Source organism: Cognatundibacterium aquatile, from assembly GCF_014699135.1.
Classification (GTDB): domain Bacteria; phylum Pseudomonadota; class Gammaproteobacteria; order Burkholderiales; family Burkholderiaceae_D; genus Undibacterium; species Undibacterium aquatile.
On record NZ_JACOFT010000001.1, the window covers coordinates 649164 to 670294 of the forward strand.

Below are 21131 nucleotides of genomic sequence, written 5' to 3' on the forward strand. Positions count from 1 at the left end.
GAGTAAAAATTTCCGCCCGATGATTGTTACGATGACGGTTATACCATCGCCTACAGTCACCTGAACGCGATACCTGAAATATTCTGTCTCTGGAGAACGCCATGCAGCAACACTCATCTGAATTGCAAACGGCAACGCGCCTGACCCATGCCGGGCGCAAAGGAAAAGAGCATCATGGCCCCGTCAACCCGCCTGTGGTTCGCGCCTCGACGATGTTGTTTCCCGATTGTGCGGCTTTGCAGGAAGCTAATGGCACCCGCCGCTCGTATGCGCGTCATGCAACCGAAACCACACTGGCGCTGGAGCAGGCATTGTGCGCAGCAGAGGGAGCTGCTGCCTGCATGCTGACCTCGTCGGGTTTGTCTGCGATTACAACGACCTTGCTGGCTTTGCTGAAACCGGGCGATCATCTGTTGATGGTCGATACGGCTTACGATCCTACGCGCCAGTTCTGTGATGGTTTGTTGAAACAGATCGGTGTCAGCACAACGTATTACGACCCGCTGATTGGTGCGGGTATTGCTGCGTTGATGCAGCCGACCACTAAAGTGGTTTTTGTTGAGTCTCCGGGTTCGCTGACGTTTGAAGTGCAGGACATACCGGCGATTGCGGCTGTTGCACATGCGGCTGGTGCGGTGGTGGTTTCTGACAGCACATGGGCTACACCGATAGGCTGGGATTCCTTTGCGCTGGGTGTGGATGTTTCACTGCATGCAGCGACCAAGTACATCGTCGGTCACTCTGACGCGTTGATGGGTGCGATCTTGACGAATGAAGCCTTGCATCTGCGTATTCGCAATACGTATAAGCAATTGGGCATGTCTGTCGGCGGTGATGATGCGGCGCTGGCATTGCGCGGTTTGCGTACCATGGCTGCGCGTCTGGCAGTGCATCGCGAAAGTGCGCAGGTCGTTGCGAAGTGGCTGCAGGCGCAGCCTGAAGTGGCAGAGGTTTTATATCCACCGCTGGAAGGCGCTGCAGGGCACGCTTTGTGGAAGCGCGATTTCCGCGCCGAATATGCATGTGGATTGATGGGCGCTGTCTTTCATTCCAACGTGACTGAAGCGCAGGTCGCTGCATTGATTGACCGTACGCGTTTGTTTGGAATAGGTTTCAGCTGGGGCGGATATGAAAGCCTGATTCTGCCGACCCGCCCAGCCGGATACCGGACGATTAATGCAGAAAAATGGAGCGCACCGATGATACGTTTGCATATCGGACTGGAAGCAGTGGAGGATTTAATTGCCGATCTGGACGCTGGATTTTCTGCATTAAGAGAGCCAGGTGCTATCGCCAGAGCAGCATAAATTTTTAATACAGTGAATGCAGTTCGTGGCGTTCGCCGGTATTGTCATCAACGTGTCATTCACGTTGATTAAGATGCCAAGGTCCTACTGCTTTACCTCCAAAGGTCAGGATATTCACCCGCAGATTTTTCTGCGGGTTTTTTTTGGGGTGGTGAGTTATGGTGGCGGGCTGACTGCCTCATCCATATCCAATGTTTTTACGCCGCCGCCATTCAGAAATTCCACGTACATCCAGTCGCCTTCGGCATTGCTGACGCCGTCCGGTGCACTTCTCTGGCTCTCGGCTTTACCAGCAAGACTCGCACGCATGCTGTCTATCCAGATAGGTAAGGCGAGCGTGGAGCCAAATTCTCTGCCGCCTAAGGATTTAGGATCGTCATAGCCCATCCATGCAACCGCGACGACATTCGCTGCGTAGCCAGCAAACCAGCCGTCAACCGCATCGCTGGTCGTCCCTGTTTTACCGGCCAGATCATGGCGCCCTAAGCGCGCGCTTGCTGAGGCGCCGGTACCGCTGCGGGTGACTTCACTTAACAGGCTATGCATCACAAAGGCATTCCTGCCATCAATCACACGAGCATCTTCTTGGGCAATCACCGGTACTTTATTTTCACTCAGCACCTTGCCTTTGGCATCAACGACCTTGCTGATCAGCCACGGCGTGATCTGATAACCACCATTCGCAAATACGGCATACCCTGCCGCTAGTTGCGCAGGTGTGACTGCCCCAGTGCCGAGCGCCATGGTCAGATCATCCGGATGCTTTTCTTTATTAAAGCCAAAACGTGGCAACCAGTTATGCGCAGTATCGACACCGATGGCTTTGAGTATGCGCACAGAGACCACGTTTTTCGATTGTGCCAGCGCCGTACGCATGCTGATGGGGCCATCATATTTGCCATCGTCATTACGTGGGTCCCAGCGCAGCAGGGTGCCTGTTGTGGCGGAGAGTTGCACGTCATTGATCAGCGTTGCCGGAGAAAAGCCTTTTTCCAGCGCAGCAGAATAAATGAAGGGTTTGATGCTGGAACCAGGCTGACGCCAGGCGCTGGTGACATGGTTGAATTTTTTGCGATTGAAATCGAATCCGCCTATCAGTGCACTGTAAGCACCGGTTTCCGCATTCAGGGCAACGTAGGCACCTTCGACTTCAGGTAACTGGCTGATGCTCCAGCGTTTCTTCGTATCCTGTATCACGCGGATCACCGCGCCCGGAACGATTTTCAGACTGGATTTCGCTTTCGCTTGTAAGGCGTTTGCAGCAAATTTTAAGCCGTCGCCATCAACCACTGCAGTGTCGCCGTTGACCAGTTCTGCCTTGATGACTTTGCTGCTGACTTCGGTTACGACTGCGGCCTGTAATTTGTCGCTGGAAGGATGTTTGCGCAGCACCTCATCAATCGCATCGTCACGTTCATCTTCATCAGCAGGTAACTGAATAAAGGCTTCGGGGCCGCGATAGCCGTGGCGCTGGTCGTATGCCATGACGTTGTTACGCACGGCTTCATAAGCAGCTTCCTGATCTGCTTTCAGCAGCGTGGTATAGACTTTGATACCACTGGTGTAGGCTTGTTCTTTGTATTCGTCGACGATTTTCTGGCGCACCATTTCAGCGACATAGTCGGCATGAGTGTCATAAATTTGTTTGCCGGTGACGGTGATTCTTTCATGTATGGCCTGATCGTATTGCGCTTCGGTAATCACGCCACGATTGAGCATGAGCTTGAGCACCACTTCCTGCCTTTGCTTGGCCTTTTGGAAATTGCTTACCGGATTATGCCGCACCGGATTTTTCGGTATCCCGACCAGCATTGCGGCTTCCGCCAGACTCAGTTCATTCAGCGATTTATTGAAGTAAGTGCGTGCCGCACCGGCAAAGCCATGGGTACGCTGACCCAGATAAATCTGGTTCATGTACAACTCCAGAATCTGGTCTTTACTGAGTGCGGCTTCGATACGGGTGGTGAGTAATAATTCTTTGAGTTTGCGATTCACGGTTTTTTCCTGCGACAGGAAAAAATTTCTGGCAACCTGCATCGTGATGGTCGAGGCGCCCTGATGAAAACCACCGCGCAAATCTGCCAGCACGGCGCGACCGGCACCGATAAAGTCGATACCGCTATGTTCGTAAAAGCGTTCATCCTCAGTCGACAGCAAGGCTGTTTTCAGTTTTTCTGGAATCTCTTTGATTGGTACAAATTCGCGGTGTTCTTCACCAAACTCACCGATCAGCGCGTTATCTGCTGTGTAGATACGCAGCGGTATCTTGGGACGGTAATCGGTTACCGCGTCGAGTGGCGGCAGGTTTGGTGCAAGTACCAGAAACACGTAGGCCAGCACGCCCGCAGCAATGATGCCCAGCGATGCCACGATGGCAGCAATCCATTTCATGTCGGTTTAATCCTCTAAAGTTTGCAGCAGATACAGTTTTTGATAAATACCCTGATCTATCTGCATTAATTCCTGATGCTGACCTTGTTCTGCGATTTTGCCGTGATTCAGAACGATGATGCTGTCCGCATCCCTGATGGTGGAAAGGCGATGCGCAATGGCGATGATGGTGACTTTGCCGCGTAATTCGTTCAGCGCAATCTGCACGATCTGTTCGGTTTCGCTATCAATATGGGAGGTCGCTTCGTCCAGAAACAGGATGCGTGGCCGACCCGCCAGCGCGCGGGCAATGGCGATCAGTTGCTTTTGCCCGGTGGATAGTCTGGCTCCGCCTTCGCCGAGTGGCGTGTCATAGCCATGTTCCAGTTGCAGAATAAACTCATGCACGTGCGCTGCTTTCGCTGCCGTGATGATGTCAGCCTCGCTGATGCTGCGTCCCATCGCAATATTTTCACGCGCGCTGGCGGCAAGCAAAAAAGGTTCTTGCGGTACGAGGCCGACGCTGGCGCGGAAATGCTCGTCTGAGAAAGCGGCAATGTCATGCCCATCGATCCTGATGCTGCCGGATTGCGCGGAATAAAAGCGCAGCAGCAAGCTCATCAGCGTCGATTTTCCGCTGCCGGTATGACCGACCACGCCAAAAAAACTCCCTGCCGGCACGTGTAAATTCACGTCCTGCAATACCGGATGTCCGGCGCTGTATGCAAAGCTCAGATGCGCGATGTTCACGTCGCCTGACAGCATTTGTACATCGGTACTGGTGTTCGTTGCCTGCTGTTCGTGTAACAAGGTGTTGACCCGCGCAGCTGAGACGACGGCTTGCTGAATTTGTCCGAATTGCAGCGTAATCTGAATCAGCGGGTCAACAACGCGCGCGATATAACTGACAAATGCATACAGAATCCCGACTTCGACACCTGAAAAACTGCGTTGCCCAAAGCTGTAAATCACGACCACCAGCAGCACGGAATTAAGTAAATCCAGTGCTGGTCGCAGTAACCACGCGTTTGCACGCAGTTCATCAAGACGGGCGACGTAATGCAATTGGTTGGTGTTGGCAAAGCGCTGGCCGAAACGTTGTTCGGCATTGCTGGCCTGCAGTGCGCTCATGCCGCTGATGCTCTCTGCAACCTGCGCATTGATGTCGCTGCGTAACTGGCGTGCACGGCTGACCGCCGGAGCGCTCCAGCGCTGGTAAAACCAGACAATAATCACGACGGCCGGAATTAAGGTGATGACGATCAGCATCAGCCGCCAGTCCAGCCATGCCATTGCCACCAGTGCACCGAGCACAACGATGGAGCTGTCGAGCATCACAAACAAAACTTGCACATACAGATTTTTGACCGACTCGGTATCGTTGGTGACGCGGCTGACGAGCTGACCGGTAATCGCCTTATCGAAGAAGGCCATAGGCAAACGCAGGACATGCCCATACACCTGTTCGCGTAAGCGCCGCACGGAGCGCATCGCAACGCCTGCAAGCCGGGTCAACTGCATGTAGCGCAGCCAGGTTGCTCCCCAGCCTGTTACGACATACGCCACCAGTAAGGCGATAACAGCAGGCCAGTCCATGCTGCGCGGCAGAAGATAGCGGTCGATAAACGCTTTGCCTAGCAAAGGGCCGAGCGCTTCCAGTCCCGCCGCAATCAGCAAAAAAAATACGCCCCAGATCACGTGCTTTTTTTCTGGCTGGGCTGCTTGCACCAATAACTGTACCGCTAATTTTTTTTCAGATTTCGGAGTGGTATTTTCTGTCGTACTCATATCACGCGGCATGTAAGCTTGCCTCCAGTTGCTGATAGCGCCATTGCGATGCGTACCATTGATTGGCGTCCAGCAGTTGTTGATGCGTTCCTTGTTCAGTGATTTTTCCATCCCGCAAAACAAGGATGTGATCGGCATCGACCACCGCACTCAGGCGGTGACTGATGATGATCGCACTGCGTTCGTTTTGTTTTTGGCGTAATTCGGCAAGATGCTGAAGGATGCGGGTTTCGGTATCCGTATCGACGGCGGAAAGCGCATCGTCCAGTATCAACAGCGGACTGGATGTCAGCAGTGCGCGGGCAATCGCAACGCGCTGGCGCTGCCCACCTGACAGTGTGACACCACGTTCACCGACGGGTGTGTCGTAGCCTTGTGGAAAACGCAGAATGTCATCATGTACTGCCGCTAAGGTCGCGGCACGGATTACCTGCTCACGACTGGCATAGGGATTCGACAGCGCAATATTTTCTGCCACTGACGCCGAAAATAAAAAAGGTTCCTGTGCTACCCAGTTAATGGCCGTTCGTAAGCTGTGCAATGGATATTCTGCGATGGCATGTTCACCCCACCGCACCTGCCCATGCGCAGTTTCTATTTGCCGCAACAGCAATTTAATGATGCTCGATTTTCCTGCGCCAGTTGGCCCGACGATGCCCAGCGTTTGTCCAGGCGCGATTGACACCGAAATATCGTTCAGTGCATTTCTGCTTTGGCCGGGATACGAAAAACTGATGTGGTCAAAATGAATTGTGCCAGATAGCGGGCTGCTCAGCGTGCCCTTATCCTGAATCGACAGTTCTTGTGACAGAACAGGTTCCAGTCTGCCCCAGGCCGCTTTGCCGCGCTCCATTAACGATAATACCCAGCCCGCAGCAAACATGGGCCAGATCAGTTGTCCCAGATACATAGTAAAGCTGGTGAGCGCGCCTATCGTCATTTCTTCGTGCCACACAAGATAGCCGCCGACCGCCAAAGTCAGTGCACCGGCTGCCGTCAGCGTGATGCCGACCGCAGGCTCATAGGCGGCTTCCCAGCTTTGCGCCGAGAGGCTGGCGCTGGCAGCGTCTTCAGCGAGTTTGGCAAACTGCGCGGCACTGCGTTGTTCCAGACCCAGAGCGCGCAGAGTGCGCACGCCAGCGAGGGTTTCCTGCACCTGATCGTTGAGTTTGCTGAAGCGTTCCAGCGAATCGCGCGAGGCTTCATGCACCTGATGTGTGATATGCCGGAACGCCCAGGCCATCAGGGGAAACGGCAATAACGCCGCCACCGCAAGACGCCAATCGACGCCAAGTAACATCATGCCGATGACTAATGCAAATGTCATCGATCCATCAAAACCTGCCAGCGCTGCTTCACCGGCCGCAAGTTCTATCGCATCGGCATCATTGGTGCCGAGAGCCATCAGGTCGCCGGTACGTTGTTGCTGAAAAAAATTCTGTCCCTGCAAACTCAGGCGCTGATATAAACGAGTGCGAAGTTCAACGCCGAGCTGATACGAGGCTGTGAACAGCTGCATGCGCCAGCCGACGCGCAGGAAATAAATGGCGATGCCCATCAATAACAGCCATGCGAGTTCGGTCAGCATACCGCGTTGATCAAGCTGCCCACTGACCAGTCCGTCAATGACGGCGCCAACGCGACGTGGTATCAATACGGTCATTAGGGCGACGGCGAACAGCATACTGGCTGCTGCGCAATAGCGCTGCCAATGGCGGCGGATAAATGTTTTCAGTAGTTGGAACAGTGTCATGCAAATTCTTAAGTAGGACTTCCGCAAAACCGCCTCTGTGGCGTGATGGCTCCTGGCCGACCTATTCGTACTATCTTCGTCGCCATGGTGTAGCCAGGGTTTCAGGCAACATGTTGCCTGCTGGCGAAACGGACATCGCTTACCAGCGATGTTTCCCAAAGCAGAAAAAAGCTTTTTAGCCTTGCCGGGTCAATTTTGCGTCAGCCCTGTTAAATAAAAAATCCGTTATCCCGCAACAGGATAACGGATTGTAAACGGATTAAACGGATTGTGATTGGATCACAGACTGATTCGACTATCATCGTTGAATCAGCGTCGCTCCAATTTGTGGCAGTTTGCCGCAATCAGTGAATCGCATTTGCTTCGTTGTCGCGTTTTAACATATTCCACAAGAAGCTATAGGTAATTGCGCTCATATCGGCTCTTTGTTCATTATTTGCCGCACCGCCATGTCCGCCTTCGATGTTTTCGTAGTACCAGACATTCTTGTGACCCTGATCCAGCATTTTTGCTGCCATTTTACGGGCATGGCCGGGGTGTACGCGATCATCACGGGTTGAGGTAATGAACAGAACATTAGGATAGCGAACGCCTGCTTTGACGTTGTGGTAAGGCGAGTAACGCTGGATGTATGCCCATTCTTGCGGCACGTCAGGGTTACCATATTCGCCCATCCAGGACGCACCCGCCAGCAGTTGATTGTAGCGCTGCATATCCAGCAACGGCACCTGACTAACAACGGCGTTGAACAGGTCCGGATGCTGAGTCAGAGCGACGCCTGCCAGCAAGCCGCCGTTACTGCCACCCATGGCACCAAGATGGCGCGGGCTGGTTATTTTGCTGGTAATGAGGCTGTTTGCGACGGCAGCAAAGTCATCATACGCACGCTGACGGTTTTCTTTCAGTGCGGCCTGATGCCAGCGTGGGCCGAATTCACCGCCGCCACGAATATTCGCAACGACGTAGACGCCACCTTTTTCCAGCCAGGTTTTACCTAAGGCGCCAGAGTAGGATGGTGTCATGGAAATCTGGAAACCGCCGTAACCGTAAAGCAGGGTAGGATTGTTGCCGTCGTATTTGACATCTTTCCGTTTGACGACGAAGTAAGGAACTTTCGTGCCGTCAGCCGAAGTTGCAAATTGCTGAACTGTTTCGTAAGGAGATGCATCAAAAAATGCTGGCGCTGATTTCAATTGTTCGCGCGTATCGTTGCCAGCATGTGCGAGCAGATAGACGCTTGGAGTCAGATAATCAGAATAACTCAGGAAGTAATCATCATTGCCTTCAGTATCAACGGCACTGATGCCCACTGCGCCCATGGTCGGCAACTGCACCTGGCGGGATACCCATTTTCCATCTGCAAATTTCCATTCCTGCAAATGGCTTTTAACATTGTTGAGTGACTGTACTAACAGGTAGTTCTTAGTTGCAGTTAAGCCCGTGAAAGACGTGCTGTCGGTTGGTTCAAACAAGGTGGTGAACTGGCGATCACCATGTTGAAAGGCTTCGAAATCAATCGCGAGAACGCTGCCACTGGTATAGGTTTTTTCACCAATTTTCCAGGCTTCTCTTGGTGTCACAATCATTTGTGTGCTGAAAAAGGCTACGCCGGATTTTTCCGGAATATCAAGCTTCTTCAACTGGTCACCCTCCAGTAAAAAATTTTCTGCGGTGTAAAACGTGATCTGACGATGAACCAGATTGTGTTGAATTCCGCCATGCTGCGTACTTTGTGCTGAGACAGCCATGTCGGTTTTTTTACCCTCCAGAATAGTTTTAGCAGCGCTGATCGGCGTGCCTCGTTTCCATAATTTGACGATACGGGCGTAACCGGAATCGGTGAGTGAGCCGGCGCCAAAGTCGGTGGCGACAAACAAGCTGTCTTTATCGCGCCAGTCCAGCGACATTTTTGCTTCCGGCAGCGAGAAGCCATCTTTCACAAATGTTTTGGTGTTCAGATCGAATTCGCGCATGGTGACGGCATCGGCGCCGCCACGGGAGAGTTCGATCAGGCAGCGGTCAAATGCGGGTTCGCGGCAATTACTGTTTTTGAATACCCAGTTTTCGTTTTCTGCTGCCGCCAGCGCACCGATATCAAGGACAGTTTCCCATTTCGGTTGAGGCTTACGATATTCCTCGAGCGAAGTTTTGCGCCAGATGCCGCGCGGATGTTCAGCGTCGGTCCAGAAGTTATAGACCGCATCGCCCATTTTTCGTATGCCGGGGATGCGGTCTTTGGAATTCAGGATGACTTGCAAATCACTGCGTAATTGTTTGAAACCAGCGTCGTTATCAAGTTTGTTACGGGTGACCTGGTTTTGTGCCTTGACCCAATTCAGCGCTTTCTCTCCGGTGACGTCTTCCAGCCATTGTTGAGAATCCGTGGTTTGTGCCGCCGCGATGCTGGTTACGCCGAGCATGCAGAGGGTGGTGAGCAGTGATAACTGTGGTTTCATTTTTTAAGAGTTCTCCGCTGTGTGATTTTGTTACTTGTTTTGTGGCTGGTGTCGTATTGTTTATCTGCGCCATTGTAGCTATACATCGACACAGAATTAACTGACTAGTTCCATGTAAGCATATATTTCCTGCTTCTGATATGGCACCCCGTAAGAAAGTTGATTTGTTATGCCGATCTGAATTGACGCGTAGATTCAGACAGGATGTGCAGATCACACATTTTTGCGGTACTTCTGCGCATTAAAAATCCCGCTCAACTGCATAGCAGAAGGAGCGGGATTTTTTTCTCATTCGTTACGAATGAGCGACGGCTTTGTACTTACGTTTATTGGTAATTCGCGACCAGCGTTGTGCTACTGACTGCCGCGTACGCACTGACCAGAACATAGTATGTTGCAGCTGACGGCGAAGCAATAGTCACGGTTTCGGTATTGGTGGAACCGGTTGATTTTGCTGTGTACGATGTCGTTGTCGGTGCTGTCGATGCTTTGACATAAATATCACCGTCACCTGTACCGCCAGACAATTTAAATGTCAGATTGGTCGCACCAGCAGGAACAACGATGGAATACAGTTTCGTTGCACCTTTCGCCAGTGTGATGCCGCTGACGGTCACGCCTTTAGTCAGTGGGGTCGCAGTCGGTGCTGTGCTTGCGCAGCTGACACCAACGCTGGCGAAGGCAGCAGTCACGTCTGCAGTGGCATAGCCACGGTTAGTCGCTGCTTTTTCTACACCGCAGGCACCTTGGTTAAATGTGCTGCTGGATGTCCAGTAGAGGCGATTTGCATCTGCCATCACTTCAAATGCCTTGCGTGTATTCCAGCCTGCTGTTGTTGCTAACAGGTAAAAGGCTTTGTTATACACACCGCTCGAATAGTGAACATCGAGGCTGCTGGTGTAGTTGCTCGCATTTGCAATGGAGCCACCATCCAGCGGTGGGTTGTACATATAACGTAATGCACCTGTGGCTTTGAAAATATCGGTACCGACTTTGAAATCGTTCGTCCCTTTGACATAGTACTCAACTGCTTCACCAGCCATATCGGAGAATGCTTCATTCATACCACCCGACATACCCGAATACACCAGACCGGAGTTTTGTTCGGTGAAGCCATGGCTGACTTCATGTCCGGTTACATCCAGTGCTGTCAACGGATAGAAAGTAGATGCGCCATCGCCGAAATTCATCGAGCTGCCATCCCAGAACGCATTTTCGTAGCTGGAGCCATAATGCACTTTCATGACTAGCTTCTGGCTGATAGGACGCACGCCGAGATAAGTCTGGTACATGTTGAATACCTGGTTACCGAAGTAATGTGCATCATTCATCGGTGAGTAACCGCCATTGATCGTTTTGACGGTATTTCTCGGGCAGGTAAATGAATGCAACGTCCCTGAACCCGAGGTTGCGCTGTTCATGTTGTAGGTGGCAACATTAGTGCTGTTGAGCGTACAAGTAGAACCACTGACAGTCACGTCGAGGAAGCCGTATCCGGCTGTTGTACCATATTCATACTGACCGGTTTTCGCATTGCCGCCAGGCCCTGTGCCTGTCGTTGCGTGAGTCAGACCTTCCCATTTCTCGACAACGACACCAGTATTGGCATCGATGATGAAATGCGGACGGCTGGGTTTTGCCGGATTTGTAGTGTCAAGAAATGACACCAGATAGACCAGTTTGCCGACGTTATTCTCGTCCAGTTTCACAAACAGTTTTGCCTGTTCATTTTCGCTGCTGGATGCGCGAGCCTGAGTTTTTGCCAGAGTAACTGCCTGTGTTGTTGAATAGAACGGTTTGGCATTTGGTACATCTTTGGCCAGATTGCTGATCAGATAGCCTGACAGGGTCGATTGCGCTGCGCCAGCATTGGCGTGCTCAACAATGGCCTCACCCCAGACTGGCACGCCTTGATGAAATTGTTGGAAGCGCGTTACTACGCGACCGTTAGCGTAAGTCTGGCTGCGTGCGGCTTGCAGTTCACTGCTTGTTAAACCCAAAGTGCTGTGGATGCTGGGAGCCCCCGAGCTCGCTTTACCTGTGACCGAGGATGATCTGCTTGCCGCAGATTGCGCTGTCGCCGAAGGTGTCAATTGTTCCAAATTGATTTTGTCTGCTGCTGAGGCGCTCCATGCACAGGCGAGCAACGCTGCCATCATGGTTGGCCGGAACACTAAGCTGGTATTAGAAGTACGTGTCATTTTTGTTTATCCCTAAATTGTTGTTAATGTTATTGAACTTGCAGCTTATGGCAGCAAGTTAAGAGTAGAACTTAAACAAACCAGATCAAAGCGGGAAAGCCTGAAACAAATGGCTTATCGCCCAGCGAAAACACTGCGATACATGCTCGCTACCCGACAAGCGATTGCCCTGATAGCGATAAATAGTTAATCAGATAATTTGTTAAGGGAAAATGACAGTGTTGCGTATTTTTAATTACTTAAAAAAGTAAATTTTTTACCAACAGAAGAAAATTTCTTTTCAATTAGTAAATATTGAACTTGCTTCATCGAAACACGGGATGTACGAAGCAAACAGGGATATTACATAACAAATAGTTAAAAATATTTTTACTAATTATTATGTAATAAGTAATGGAAGATGATAGATGGGCTTGACAGAAAAACTATTGTGATTAAATAACTTATTCTGAAGACTGGCGTATTGATTCTGATCAGTCAGAGCTAAGATTCGCCGTATCGAAAAAAATTCCCTTTATTTAGAAAAATAATCAATTTATTTTTCTGCATCGAGTTAAGTAGCTGCAACCGTTCTTTGGGGGATGGATGCTGCCTTATCTGAATGCCAGATTTTGTGCGTAGAAATGCCTCTTTCTATTTTTAAAATTTTTTTGAAAATACTTTTACTTAAGGGTTGCGCGCAGTTCTTACCGGTGCCGCGATATTCTGGCGTATCCATTTTTGCATGTCTTGCCAGATGCGTTGCACCTCAGCTTCAGGTGGCATCTGAGTTGCGTTGGGTAACTCTATGGTGACGACTGGAATATCCTTGTGCAAGCCACTATAGTTTCCCAGTGAGCCCGGATAAACACCGACACGGTTATAGACCAGTCTGCCAAAACGATTCGGCGGCTTACTTGGACCATCAAAATCCAGCACACCAAATGGTGCATGAACCGAGATGATCACATCCGGTTTGTATTTTTCGATGGTGTCATACACCCAGCGACTTTCCGGCTCGGAAATTGGTGCTTTACCTGGATAGCGGCGCGGATCTTTTCTTGTCACGCGAGCCCAGTAGGCGGGCGCTTCTTTTTCCCATTCTGGTGTGGGGAAGTTGCGGTTCAGATCAATGCCACGGGCGTTGACCCGGCGCGGTTTCGCCGCGAGTAAGCCGTCAGGATTCACGACCGGCGCGATTTTCCAATGAAACTCGGTCACGTCATTTTTCTGGATATTTTCCAGCCACTTAAATACGATGGCCGACGCCGTTTGTTCGTCTCCGTGAATGCCGCCGAGCAGCAATACTTTGATGGCATGCGGATGTCTGGCATCTGCACGCCAGTCACGTGACAGCAGAGGAAAACCATTCAGTGAATTTGTACCTGCGGGTATCAACTTACTTTTGAGGCAATCGTTGACATTGACTCCCGGTAATTTGAGTGCAAGCGGAGTGCACCAATCAGTGACGGTTTTTGTCTTGATTAGGGGGACGGCAAATGCCGAGGATGCTGATACGGCGGATATCAGCATCGTGCAGGCCAGCGCTGTTTTTTTGCAGGACGATGCAATGACTTTTTTACCACTCAATAAAAACCACTGCATCGTTACTTCAACTCCCGCTACAAAAATTACAAACCTGCCGCCGCCCGCAAGATCGCTGCTTTATCTGTGCGTTCCCAAGTGAACTCTGGCTCTTCACGACCAAAGTGACCATACGCCGCAGTTTTTGAATAAATCGGGCGCAGTAAATCCAGCATCTGGATAATACCTTTTGGACGCAGATCAAAATATTCATTAACCAGTGCTGCGATCTGCGCGTCAGGAATCACGCCGGTGCCTTCGGTATAAACCGTGACATTCATAGGCCGTGCCACGCCGATCGCATATGCCACCTGAATCTGACATTGCTTAGCCAGACCTGCCGCCACGATATTTTTTGCGACATAACGTGCAGCGTAAGCAGCAGAACGATCAACTTTTGTAGGATCTTTACCGGAGAATGCGCCGCCACCATGCGGGCAGGCACCACCGTATGTATCAACGATAATTTTACGACCAGTCAGGCCGCAATCGCCTTGCGGACCGCCGATCACAAAGCGACCGGTAGGGTTGATCAGGTATTTGGTATCCTGCAGCCATTCTTTCGGCAGCACGGGTTTGATAATTTCTTCAATGACCGCGTCGATGAACGACTGCTTCATCTTGGTTGGTGTTTCGCTTTGATCCGGGCTGTGCTGGGTTGACAGCACGACAGTGTCGATGCTGTGTGGCTTGCCATCGACATAACGCATTGTGACCTGAGATTTGGCATCCGGACGCAGGAAAGGCAGACGGCCATCTTTACGCAATTGCGCCTGACGTTCCACCAGACGATGTGCGTAATAAATCGGTGCTGGCATCAGCTCAGGTGTTTCATCGCAAGCGTAGCCGAACATCAGACCCTGATCACCCGCACCGATATTCAGATAGTCGTCGCTCGCGCGATCCACACCTTGTGCAATGTCGTTACTCTGCTTGTCGTAGGCGACCAGGACGGCACAACCTTTGTAGTCGATGCCATATTCAGTATTGTCATAGCCGATACGTTTGATGGTATCGCGTGCTACCTGAATATAGTCGATGTTGGCTTGCGTCGTAATCTCACCGGCAAGGACAACTAAACCAGTGTTTGTCAGCGTTTCAGCCGCAACACGGGAGTAGGGATCTTGTTCGAGAATAGCGTCGAGAATTGCATCGGAGATTTGATCCGCGACTTTATCGGGATGTCCTTCAGAAACGGATTCTGAGGTAAAAAGAAAATCATTTGCCATCGCAGGCTCCTGTAAAAATGACCGTAAAAAATTGTGCCGCAGTCGGAAAGAGATCCTGCGACGCTTTAGCGAATTTTATAAACCGCCTCGCAAGTTGTCTGTTAACTCGGCGGTAGCTTGCCGTCAGAACCTCAACAGCTAGCCAATGTGTGATATTTTACGCTCTCTATTCGATTTCTGTCGAATACCCCTCTTTTTTTTACCTATTCTTGAGCAGCGTCATGCTTGTCATTCTATTCCGATTTCTGTCGTTTTTTCCGCTCTCTGTACTGCATCTGATTGGCGCAGTATTAGGACGTATTGTGTATTTGTTGTCAGGCTCTTATCGTCGGCGCTTGCGGGAAAATCTCGAACGTGCCGGATTTTCCGCACATTTAAGCGATGCGGTCAAAGAGGCCGGGAAAAATATACTCGAGTTACCTTTTATCTGGTGCGCGAAACCTGATCGTGTTTTGCGTACCGCCAGTCTGGAAAATTGGGACTTAGTGCAACAGGCGCTGGATGCCAAAAAAGGCGTGATTTTTCTGACACCGCATTTAGGCTGCTTTGAAATTGTTGCGCAGTCGATCGCGGTACGCACGCGTTTGACGGTGATGTATAGACCGCCCCGTAAAGACGCACTGAAGCCCTTGATCGAAGGGGCGCGTGCGCGGGAAAATCTGTTGCTGGCACCGGCGAATTTATCTGGTGTGCGCATTATGGCGAAGGCACTGAAGAAAGGCGAGGCGATTGGTTTATTGCCAGATCAGGTACCGCAGGAAGGCGAAGGTGTCTGGGCAAAATTTTTCGGTAAGCCAGCGTATACGATGACCTTGTCTGCCAAGTTGCACAGTATGAACGGTGCGCCGATTATTCTGACTTACGCGGAACGATTGCCGCATGGACGTGGCTACGTGGTACGTTTTGCCGCATTTGAGGAAGAGTTAGGAAGTGATCCTGTACAACAGGCGGAAGCGATTAATCGCGGTATGGAAAAATTGATTGCCCGTTCACCAGCACAGTATTTCTGGAGTTATAACCGCTACAAAAAACCGGATGGTGTCAGTGGTCCCGATACTGATGTTACAGAGGGACAGGCATGAGAGCTGTGCTCCTGATGATGTGGTTGTTGCATTGGTTGCCTTTGCCAGTTTTGGGGCGTTTGGGGGCGGGCGTCGGTAGTATATTGTTTTCCCTGATACGCAAACGTCGCCATATTACTCTGACCAATTTGCGACTCTGTTTACCGCATTTGAGTGAGGCAGAAAGAGTGCGTATCGCCCGCCAGCATTTTCAAATGTATGCACGCAGTGTGCTGGAACGCGGCATTCTCTGGTGGGCATCAGAACCTCGTCTTAAGCGTCTGATTCAGGTCGAACCAGCTGTTCCATTGGATGTTATTCAACAGGAACCGACCATACTGATGTGTCCACATTTTGTTTGTCTGGATGTGGCTGGTGTCGCTGTGATGCTGGAATCATCATTGTGCTCGATCTACACCGAGCAGAGAAACAAAGTTTTTGATCTCGCTTTGCGTCGCGGCCGTTCGCGGTTTCGGCCGGTGAAGTTATTTTCACGCGCGGATGGTGTGAAACCGATTATCCGGGCGATGCATGAAGGTCTGCCGTATTTCATGTTGCCAGATATGGATTTCGGCGCAAAAAATGCAGAGTTCGTTCCATTCTTTGGCGTACCTGCCGCAACGCTGACTGCATTGCCACGGCTTGCCGCATCGACCAGCGCAAAAGTGGTGCCGGTCATTGCAACGATGCTGCCAGATTATCGGGGATGGAAAGTCACATTTCATCCACCATGGGAAAATTACCCTGGTGCAGATATCATCGCAGCGACCCGTCAGATGAATGCTTTCATTGAGCAGGAAATCCTGAAAGCACCGGCGGAATATTTCTGGGCACACAAACGCTTTAAGACCCGGCCGGAAGGTGAAGCTAGTTTGTATTGAGCGGTTGACACTTTGTTGCGCTTACTTTTACAATCGCGGCACAGGTGCTAAGGGGCGCCTTCCCGCACAAGAGGCTCTCACCCTTTATCTTTGCAGCCACAGTACTAATGTCGTTACTGACGATACTGTTGCTGCCATCTTTTGATGTGATAAGCGAAATTCGTTTGACGTAGCGGGTCGTCAGATAACGAATCGGAGCTCGTCATGTTGACCTTGTATATTTCTGCACTATTTCCTTTTATTGTCTGCCTTACTCAGGGAGCGCAGACATGAACGTTTTAATCAACGAACTCAAAACTCGCGCCCGTCTGTGGTTAACACTGCTGCAAAGTGACAATGCCAATGCTCGCAAGCGTGCGCAGGTTCTTTGTCGCCAGCACCGCTGGGATATTCCTGACGGCTGGCAACTGCGCCATTGTCTTAATCTGGCCGCGGCGGATATTGGCTTTTCTCATTGGGAGCATGCCCGCCACGTGCTGTCTGGTCAGGCAAAAGCGGGTGACGATATGGGGGATTTCTGGCATGGCCCGGAAGTCGCTGGTCTGAGTAATCTCTGGTATGCCACTTACGCCGACGCAGACAAGCAACTGCAGGCCGACCCGCATCTTTATTTGCTTCCTTACCGGCGGCAATTCATGCTGGTCAGCACGCATTATCTGGAAGCGCTGCAGCTGAATCTGGATGCGGGATTGTGGCACGGCCTGCAAAGAAATCTGACGCTGGCGTATGCCAGTCCTGCATGGCAGGCGCTGGCATTACAACGTTTACAAACCAGCCGTGTTGGTCGCTTTGCGCAATAGCAGAGTTGACCGCAAACCGCGTTTGATTGACAGCCCCGTTGGTCATCACTGCCACAGGTGTTGAAAAATTTTATCCAGATTTGAAAACTGGTAAATATTCAGCTACCCACAAAAAACGCCGGTGAATTACTCTCCGGCGTTCGTGGTTCGCAGGCTTTGTAAAGACTAAGGATTTACACTAAAAGCTCGGTTTCGTCAGGCAACAAGGTATTGGCAGGTAACGCCTGACCTTGTTTCAGTTTTTCATAGTACGGCGCAAAATCTGCCGCAGTACCATCAAATAATTCCTGGAAGCTGTTAATGACAAAGTAGGTTTCCTGATAGGTATCGATTTTGTACAGCGTATTCAGACAGCGTTGTATATCCAGATGGATATGCCGCGAGCTGGTGCCTGGCGTCAGACAATATTCGACTTCGCCACCGGAAGATAAAATACCTGCGCCATAAATGCGTAAACCTTGCGGTGTGTTGATCAGGCCAAATTCCACGGTGTACCAATACAGACGCGCCAGTTGCTCAAGACCACCCAACTGCATGGCTTTTAAGCCGCCTTTGCCATACAACTGCATATAATCGGCAAATACCGGATTGAACAGCATAGGCACATGTCCGAAGAAATCATGGAATACATCAGGTTCAACGATGTAGTTGAATTCTTCGGGCTTACGCAGCCAGACGGTGACCGGAAAGCGGCGATTCGCAAGGTGTTCAAAGAAGGTCAGCTCAGGAATCAGTCCAGGAACGGCGATGATAGTCCAGCCAGTTGCTGCAAATAATTCACGCGATGTTTTTTCAAATTCAGGAATACCGTCGGCTGCATTCATTTTATGTAAGGCATCAATAAATTCGTCGCATGCGCGTCCCGGTAACAGCGACATCTGCCGTTGATATAAGGCGCGCCAGAGATCGTGTTCTGCCTCTGTATAAGCCTGCCAATGTTGTTTGACGACGTAGTGCGAATCAGCATGTTCATAATCACCGCGCAGCGCTGCCCCATGAGATTTTTCAGCCACGGTTGCCAGAAATTCTTCATTACTGACGGTCATGTTGTTTGTGTTGATGTTGTCCATAGTTTGTCTCTCTTTGACAAAAGGCTGACCAGAAACCGGTCAGCCTTTTGAGGTCATTCACATCACATCCGTTCAGAAATTTTATGCTGTCGCTTTGTCGTCTTTCAGTACACCGCGACGAATCTGATCGAGCTCGATAGATTCAAACAGGGCGCGGAAGTTACCCTCGCCAAAGCCCTGATCCCCTTTACGCTGAATGATTTCAAAGAAAATAGGGCCGATCACTGTTGTCGTGAAAATCTGCAGTAATAATTCACGCGATGTTTCTGTGCTCTTGCCATCAATCAGAATCCGTAACTTACGCAAGGCTTCCAGATTTTCACCGTGGCCGGGCAAACGACGATCAACCAGATCGTAGTAAGTGTCTATCGTGTCCTGGAACGCCACGCCACTTGCTTTCATGCCGCTGACGGTCGCATACACATCGTCCGTGCCCATCGCGATATGCTGCACGCCTTCGCCCTGATACAGGTCGAGATATTCGGCAATCTGTGATTTGTCGTCCGACGATTCATTGATAGGAATACGGATTTTCCCGCAAGGCGATGTCATCGCTTTTGATTTGAGACCGGTGTGTTTGCCGGCGATATCGAAGTAGCGGATTTCGCGGAAATTGAACAGCGTTTCATAGAAATCAGCCCACTCTTTCATGCGGCCGCGATGCACGTTGTGGGTCAGGTGATCGATGTAGGTGAGACCCAGTCCAACCGGATTGGACTCAACGCCCGGAATCGCAACACAATCAGCATCATAGATACTGATATTGCCGATCGCGCCGGGTTGTGCGCCGTCTTTTCCATGCCAGCGATCCACGAAGTAAATCAATGAATCACCGATGCCTTTGATGGCAGGAATGTTTAATTCCATCGGGCCGGTTTTGTTATCAAAGCCCCAGGCACCTAATTCCAGCGCGCGTTTGTAGGCGGCATTGGCATCTTTGACGCGGAATGCGAAAGCGCATACTGACGGACCATGCTTGCGGGCGAATTTCTGTGCAAACGAATCTTTTTCGGCATTGATGATGAAATTTACGTCACCCTGGCGAAACAGTGTGACATCTTTTGTGCGGTGTCTGGCGATGGCGGTAAAGCCCATGGTAACAAATAATTCACCGAGTGCTTTTGGGTCTGGTGCTGCGTATTCGATGAACTCAAAACCATCTGTCCCCATAGGGTTTTCCCAAGTCTGGAAAGTCATGCGTGTCTCCTGTATTAATTCGTCCGGGTCTGCATCGGCACGTCGTTACGCGTGTTTTGATGTAGATCAAACGAGCAGTATAGTCCGGCAAATGCGCCATTAAATTTCAAAATAACCTAAGGTATTTCTTATTTGAGCAATAATATGTCTTATTTATTTTAAATATTGGCAAATAATGGCTGAAATTCCTCTCGATAAAATTGATCGTAAAATTCTGGCGATCTTGCAGGCCGACGGGCGGCTGACGAATCAGGAGGTGGCAGAGCGCGTGAATCTGTCACCTTCACCTTGCCTGCGTCGTATTAAGCGACTGGAAGAGAGTGGTGTGATACGCAAGTATGTGGCTTTGCTCGAGCCTGCCAAGATTGGTCTGGGTTTGCTGGCGTACGTGAATGTGCGCCTGGAAAAACACAATGATTTGCCCGGAAAGAGTGGCTCGCGGTCGCCACGGGACGATTTTTCTGCATCGGTAGGGCAATGGCCAGAAGTGGTGGCGTGTTACGCGATGACGGGTGAAATGGACTATTTACTGCGCGTGCATGTCGAAGACATGAATCATTTTTCACGCTTCATGATGGAGACCTTATTGCGTCATCCGGCTGTGCTGGATGTGAAATCCAGCTTTGCATTACAGCAGATCAAAGAGACGACGGCCATGCCAGTGTCAGGCACGGCTTGACGGCGAATCAGCGAGTATATGATTCGCCGCGCGGTGACTATTTTTTTTCAGAGTGGTTGCCCATACCCGGCAAGTGTCTGAGCCATTTGACGGCGGCACGGGTATTCGCTTTGATCGAGTAATCAATAGCGGCAACTTGTTCCTGCACGGCTTCTTTCAGAACGCTGACTGCATCGGCTGGCAATAATTTCAGATAGGCATCGGCCTCGCCGTATTCGCGCTGGATTTCCATGCCTGCTTTCTTGGCGATATGAATCATCGTCTGATTTGACGACAGACAATGCATGTACAAGGTATCTACATCGGCATTGCGACAATGAATCGCGCCGCGTTCGAACAGCTTGGCGCCAACGCCTTTGCCGCGTGCTGATTTGGATACCGAGACACCAAATTCAGCGACCGTATCTTTATCGGTAGCCTCATCTTTTTCGCTGCGCGGCGCAAATGCGAGATGACCGACGCCGACCAGCCGGAAGTTACGGCTTAGCACACCGAATACTTTATCCCGGGAAAAGTCCAGACCATTAACATATTTTTCTATCATGGGATCCGGCAGATAGGTGCCAAAACGCAGTAAACGATCACTTTCTTCTAATGCCAGAAAATGTTTGAGTATGCGATGCCGGTCTTTTTCAGACAATTCTTTGACGTAGACAGCAGGCTTGTTGCTGCCGGAATGTTCATTGAAATTAATGGGGAAAATATCGGTAGGATTCATGACATGTCCTTACTGCAAATAGAATTTGTGCAGTGCACAAAGCATTGTAGGCGATCTG

The 21131-nt window shown here is 50.6% G+C and carries 15 protein-coding genes; 5 read left to right on the forward strand and 10 right to left on the reverse strand.

Going from position 1 to position 21131, the window contains the following annotated elements:
- Positions 1-101: 101 nt before the first annotated feature.
- Positions 102-1307, forward strand: coding sequence for a cystathionine beta-lyase (gene metC / locus H8K26_RS02995; protein WP_190477190.1), 1206 nt, complete (start codon positions 102-104; stop codon positions 1305-1307).
- 156 nt (positions 1308-1463) lie between these two features.
- Here metC and H8K26_RS03000 read toward each other — a convergent pair whose 3' ends face one another.
- From H8K26_RS03000 to metK, 7 genes are all read right to left on the reverse strand, one after another.
- Complete coding sequence (locus H8K26_RS03000) at positions 1464-3698, reverse strand: penicillin-binding protein 1A (RefSeq protein WP_190477192.1); 2235 nt, start codon at positions 3696-3698, stop codon at positions 1464-1466.
- A 6-nt stretch (positions 3699-3704) separates the two neighbouring features.
- Positions 3705-5465, reverse strand: coding sequence for an ABC transporter ATP-binding protein (locus H8K26_RS03005; RefSeq protein WP_223826799.1), 1761 nt, complete (start codon positions 5463-5465; stop codon positions 3705-3707).
- 1 nt (position 5466) lies between these two features.
- On the reverse strand, positions 5467-7218 hold the full coding sequence (locus H8K26_RS03010) for an ABC transporter ATP-binding protein (RefSeq protein WP_190477196.1): 1752 nt from the start codon (positions 7216-7218) through the stop codon (positions 5467-5469).
- Positions 7219-7562: 344 nt separating this feature from the next.
- Positions 7563-9674: a prolyl oligopeptidase family serine peptidase gene (locus H8K26_RS03015; RefSeq protein WP_190477198.1), complete on the reverse strand. Its 2112-nt coding sequence runs from the start codon at positions 9672-9674 to the stop codon at positions 7563-7565.
- Between the two features lie 326 nt (positions 9675-10000).
- Positions 10001-11875, reverse strand: a complete 1875-nt coding sequence (locus H8K26_RS03020) for a M4 family metallopeptidase (RefSeq protein ID WP_223826800.1) — start codon at positions 11873-11875, stop codon at positions 10001-10003.
- A 666-nt stretch (positions 11876-12541) separates the two neighbouring features.
- Positions 12542-13459, reverse strand: coding sequence for a M14 family zinc carboxypeptidase (locus tag H8K26_RS03025; RefSeq protein ID WP_223826801.1), 918 nt, complete (start codon positions 13457-13459; stop codon positions 12542-12544).
- Between the two features lie 26 nt (positions 13460-13485).
- Positions 13486-14667: a methionine adenosyltransferase gene (metK, locus tag H8K26_RS03030; RefSeq protein WP_186884696.1), complete on the reverse strand. Its 1182-nt coding sequence runs from the start codon at positions 14665-14667 to the stop codon at positions 13486-13488.
- 221 nt (positions 14668-14888) lie between these two features.
- Here metK and H8K26_RS03035 point away from each other — a divergent pair, with 221 nt between their 5' ends.
- The 3 genes from H8K26_RS03035 (at position 14889) to H8K26_RS03045 (ending at position 17409) form a co-directional block, all read left to right on the forward strand.
- Positions 14889-15749 (forward strand): lysophospholipid acyltransferase family protein, encoded by an 861-nt coding sequence (locus tag H8K26_RS03035; RefSeq protein ID WP_186884697.1) that lies wholly within the window; start codon positions 14889-14891, stop codon positions 15747-15749.
- A complete protein-coding gene (locus H8K26_RS03040) occupies positions 15746-16609 on the forward strand; it encodes an LpxL/LpxP family acyltransferase (RefSeq protein ID WP_190477201.1) in 864 nt (287 codons plus the stop codon). Before H8K26_RS03035 ends, H8K26_RS03040 begins: the two co-directional genes overlap by 4 nt.
- A 269-nt stretch (positions 16610-16878) precedes the next feature.
- Positions 16879-17409 (forward strand): hypothetical protein, encoded by a 531-nt coding sequence (locus H8K26_RS03045; RefSeq protein ID WP_190477203.1) that lies wholly within the window; start codon positions 16879-16881, stop codon positions 17407-17409.
- A 173-nt stretch (positions 17410-17582) separates the two neighbouring features.
- Here the strand turns inward: H8K26_RS03045 and phhA are convergent, their stop codons facing one another.
- Both phhA and hppD read right to left on the reverse strand, forming a co-directional pair.
- Positions 17583-18470 carry a phenylalanine 4-monooxygenase gene (phhA, locus tag H8K26_RS03050; RefSeq protein WP_390366130.1) on the reverse strand — a complete coding sequence of 296 codons (888 nt, stop codon included), beginning with the start codon at positions 18468-18470 and terminating at the stop codon, positions 17583-17585.
- A gap of 90 nt (positions 18471-18560) precedes the next feature.
- Positions 18561-19676 carry a 4-hydroxyphenylpyruvate dioxygenase gene (hppD, locus tag H8K26_RS03055; protein WP_190477207.1) on the reverse strand — a complete coding sequence of 372 codons (1116 nt, stop codon included), beginning with the start codon at positions 19674-19676 and terminating at the stop codon, positions 18561-18563.
- 175 nt (positions 19677-19851) lie between these two features.
- Between hppD and H8K26_RS03060 the strand changes: the two genes are divergently transcribed.
- The gene (locus tag H8K26_RS03060; RefSeq protein ID WP_186896329.1) at positions 19852-20355 is read left to right on the forward strand and encodes an Lrp/AsnC family transcriptional regulator; all 504 of its coding nucleotides are present in this window, start codon (positions 19852-19854) and stop codon (positions 20353-20355) included.
- Between the two features lie 37 nt (positions 20356-20392).
- Here the strand turns inward: H8K26_RS03060 and H8K26_RS03065 are convergent, their stop codons facing one another.
- The gene (locus H8K26_RS03065) at positions 20393-21073 is read right to left on the reverse strand and encodes a GNAT family N-acetyltransferase (RefSeq protein ID WP_186884703.1); all 681 of its coding nucleotides are present in this window, start codon (positions 21071-21073) and stop codon (positions 20393-20395) included.
- Between the last annotated feature and the right edge of the window lie 58 nt (positions 21074-21131).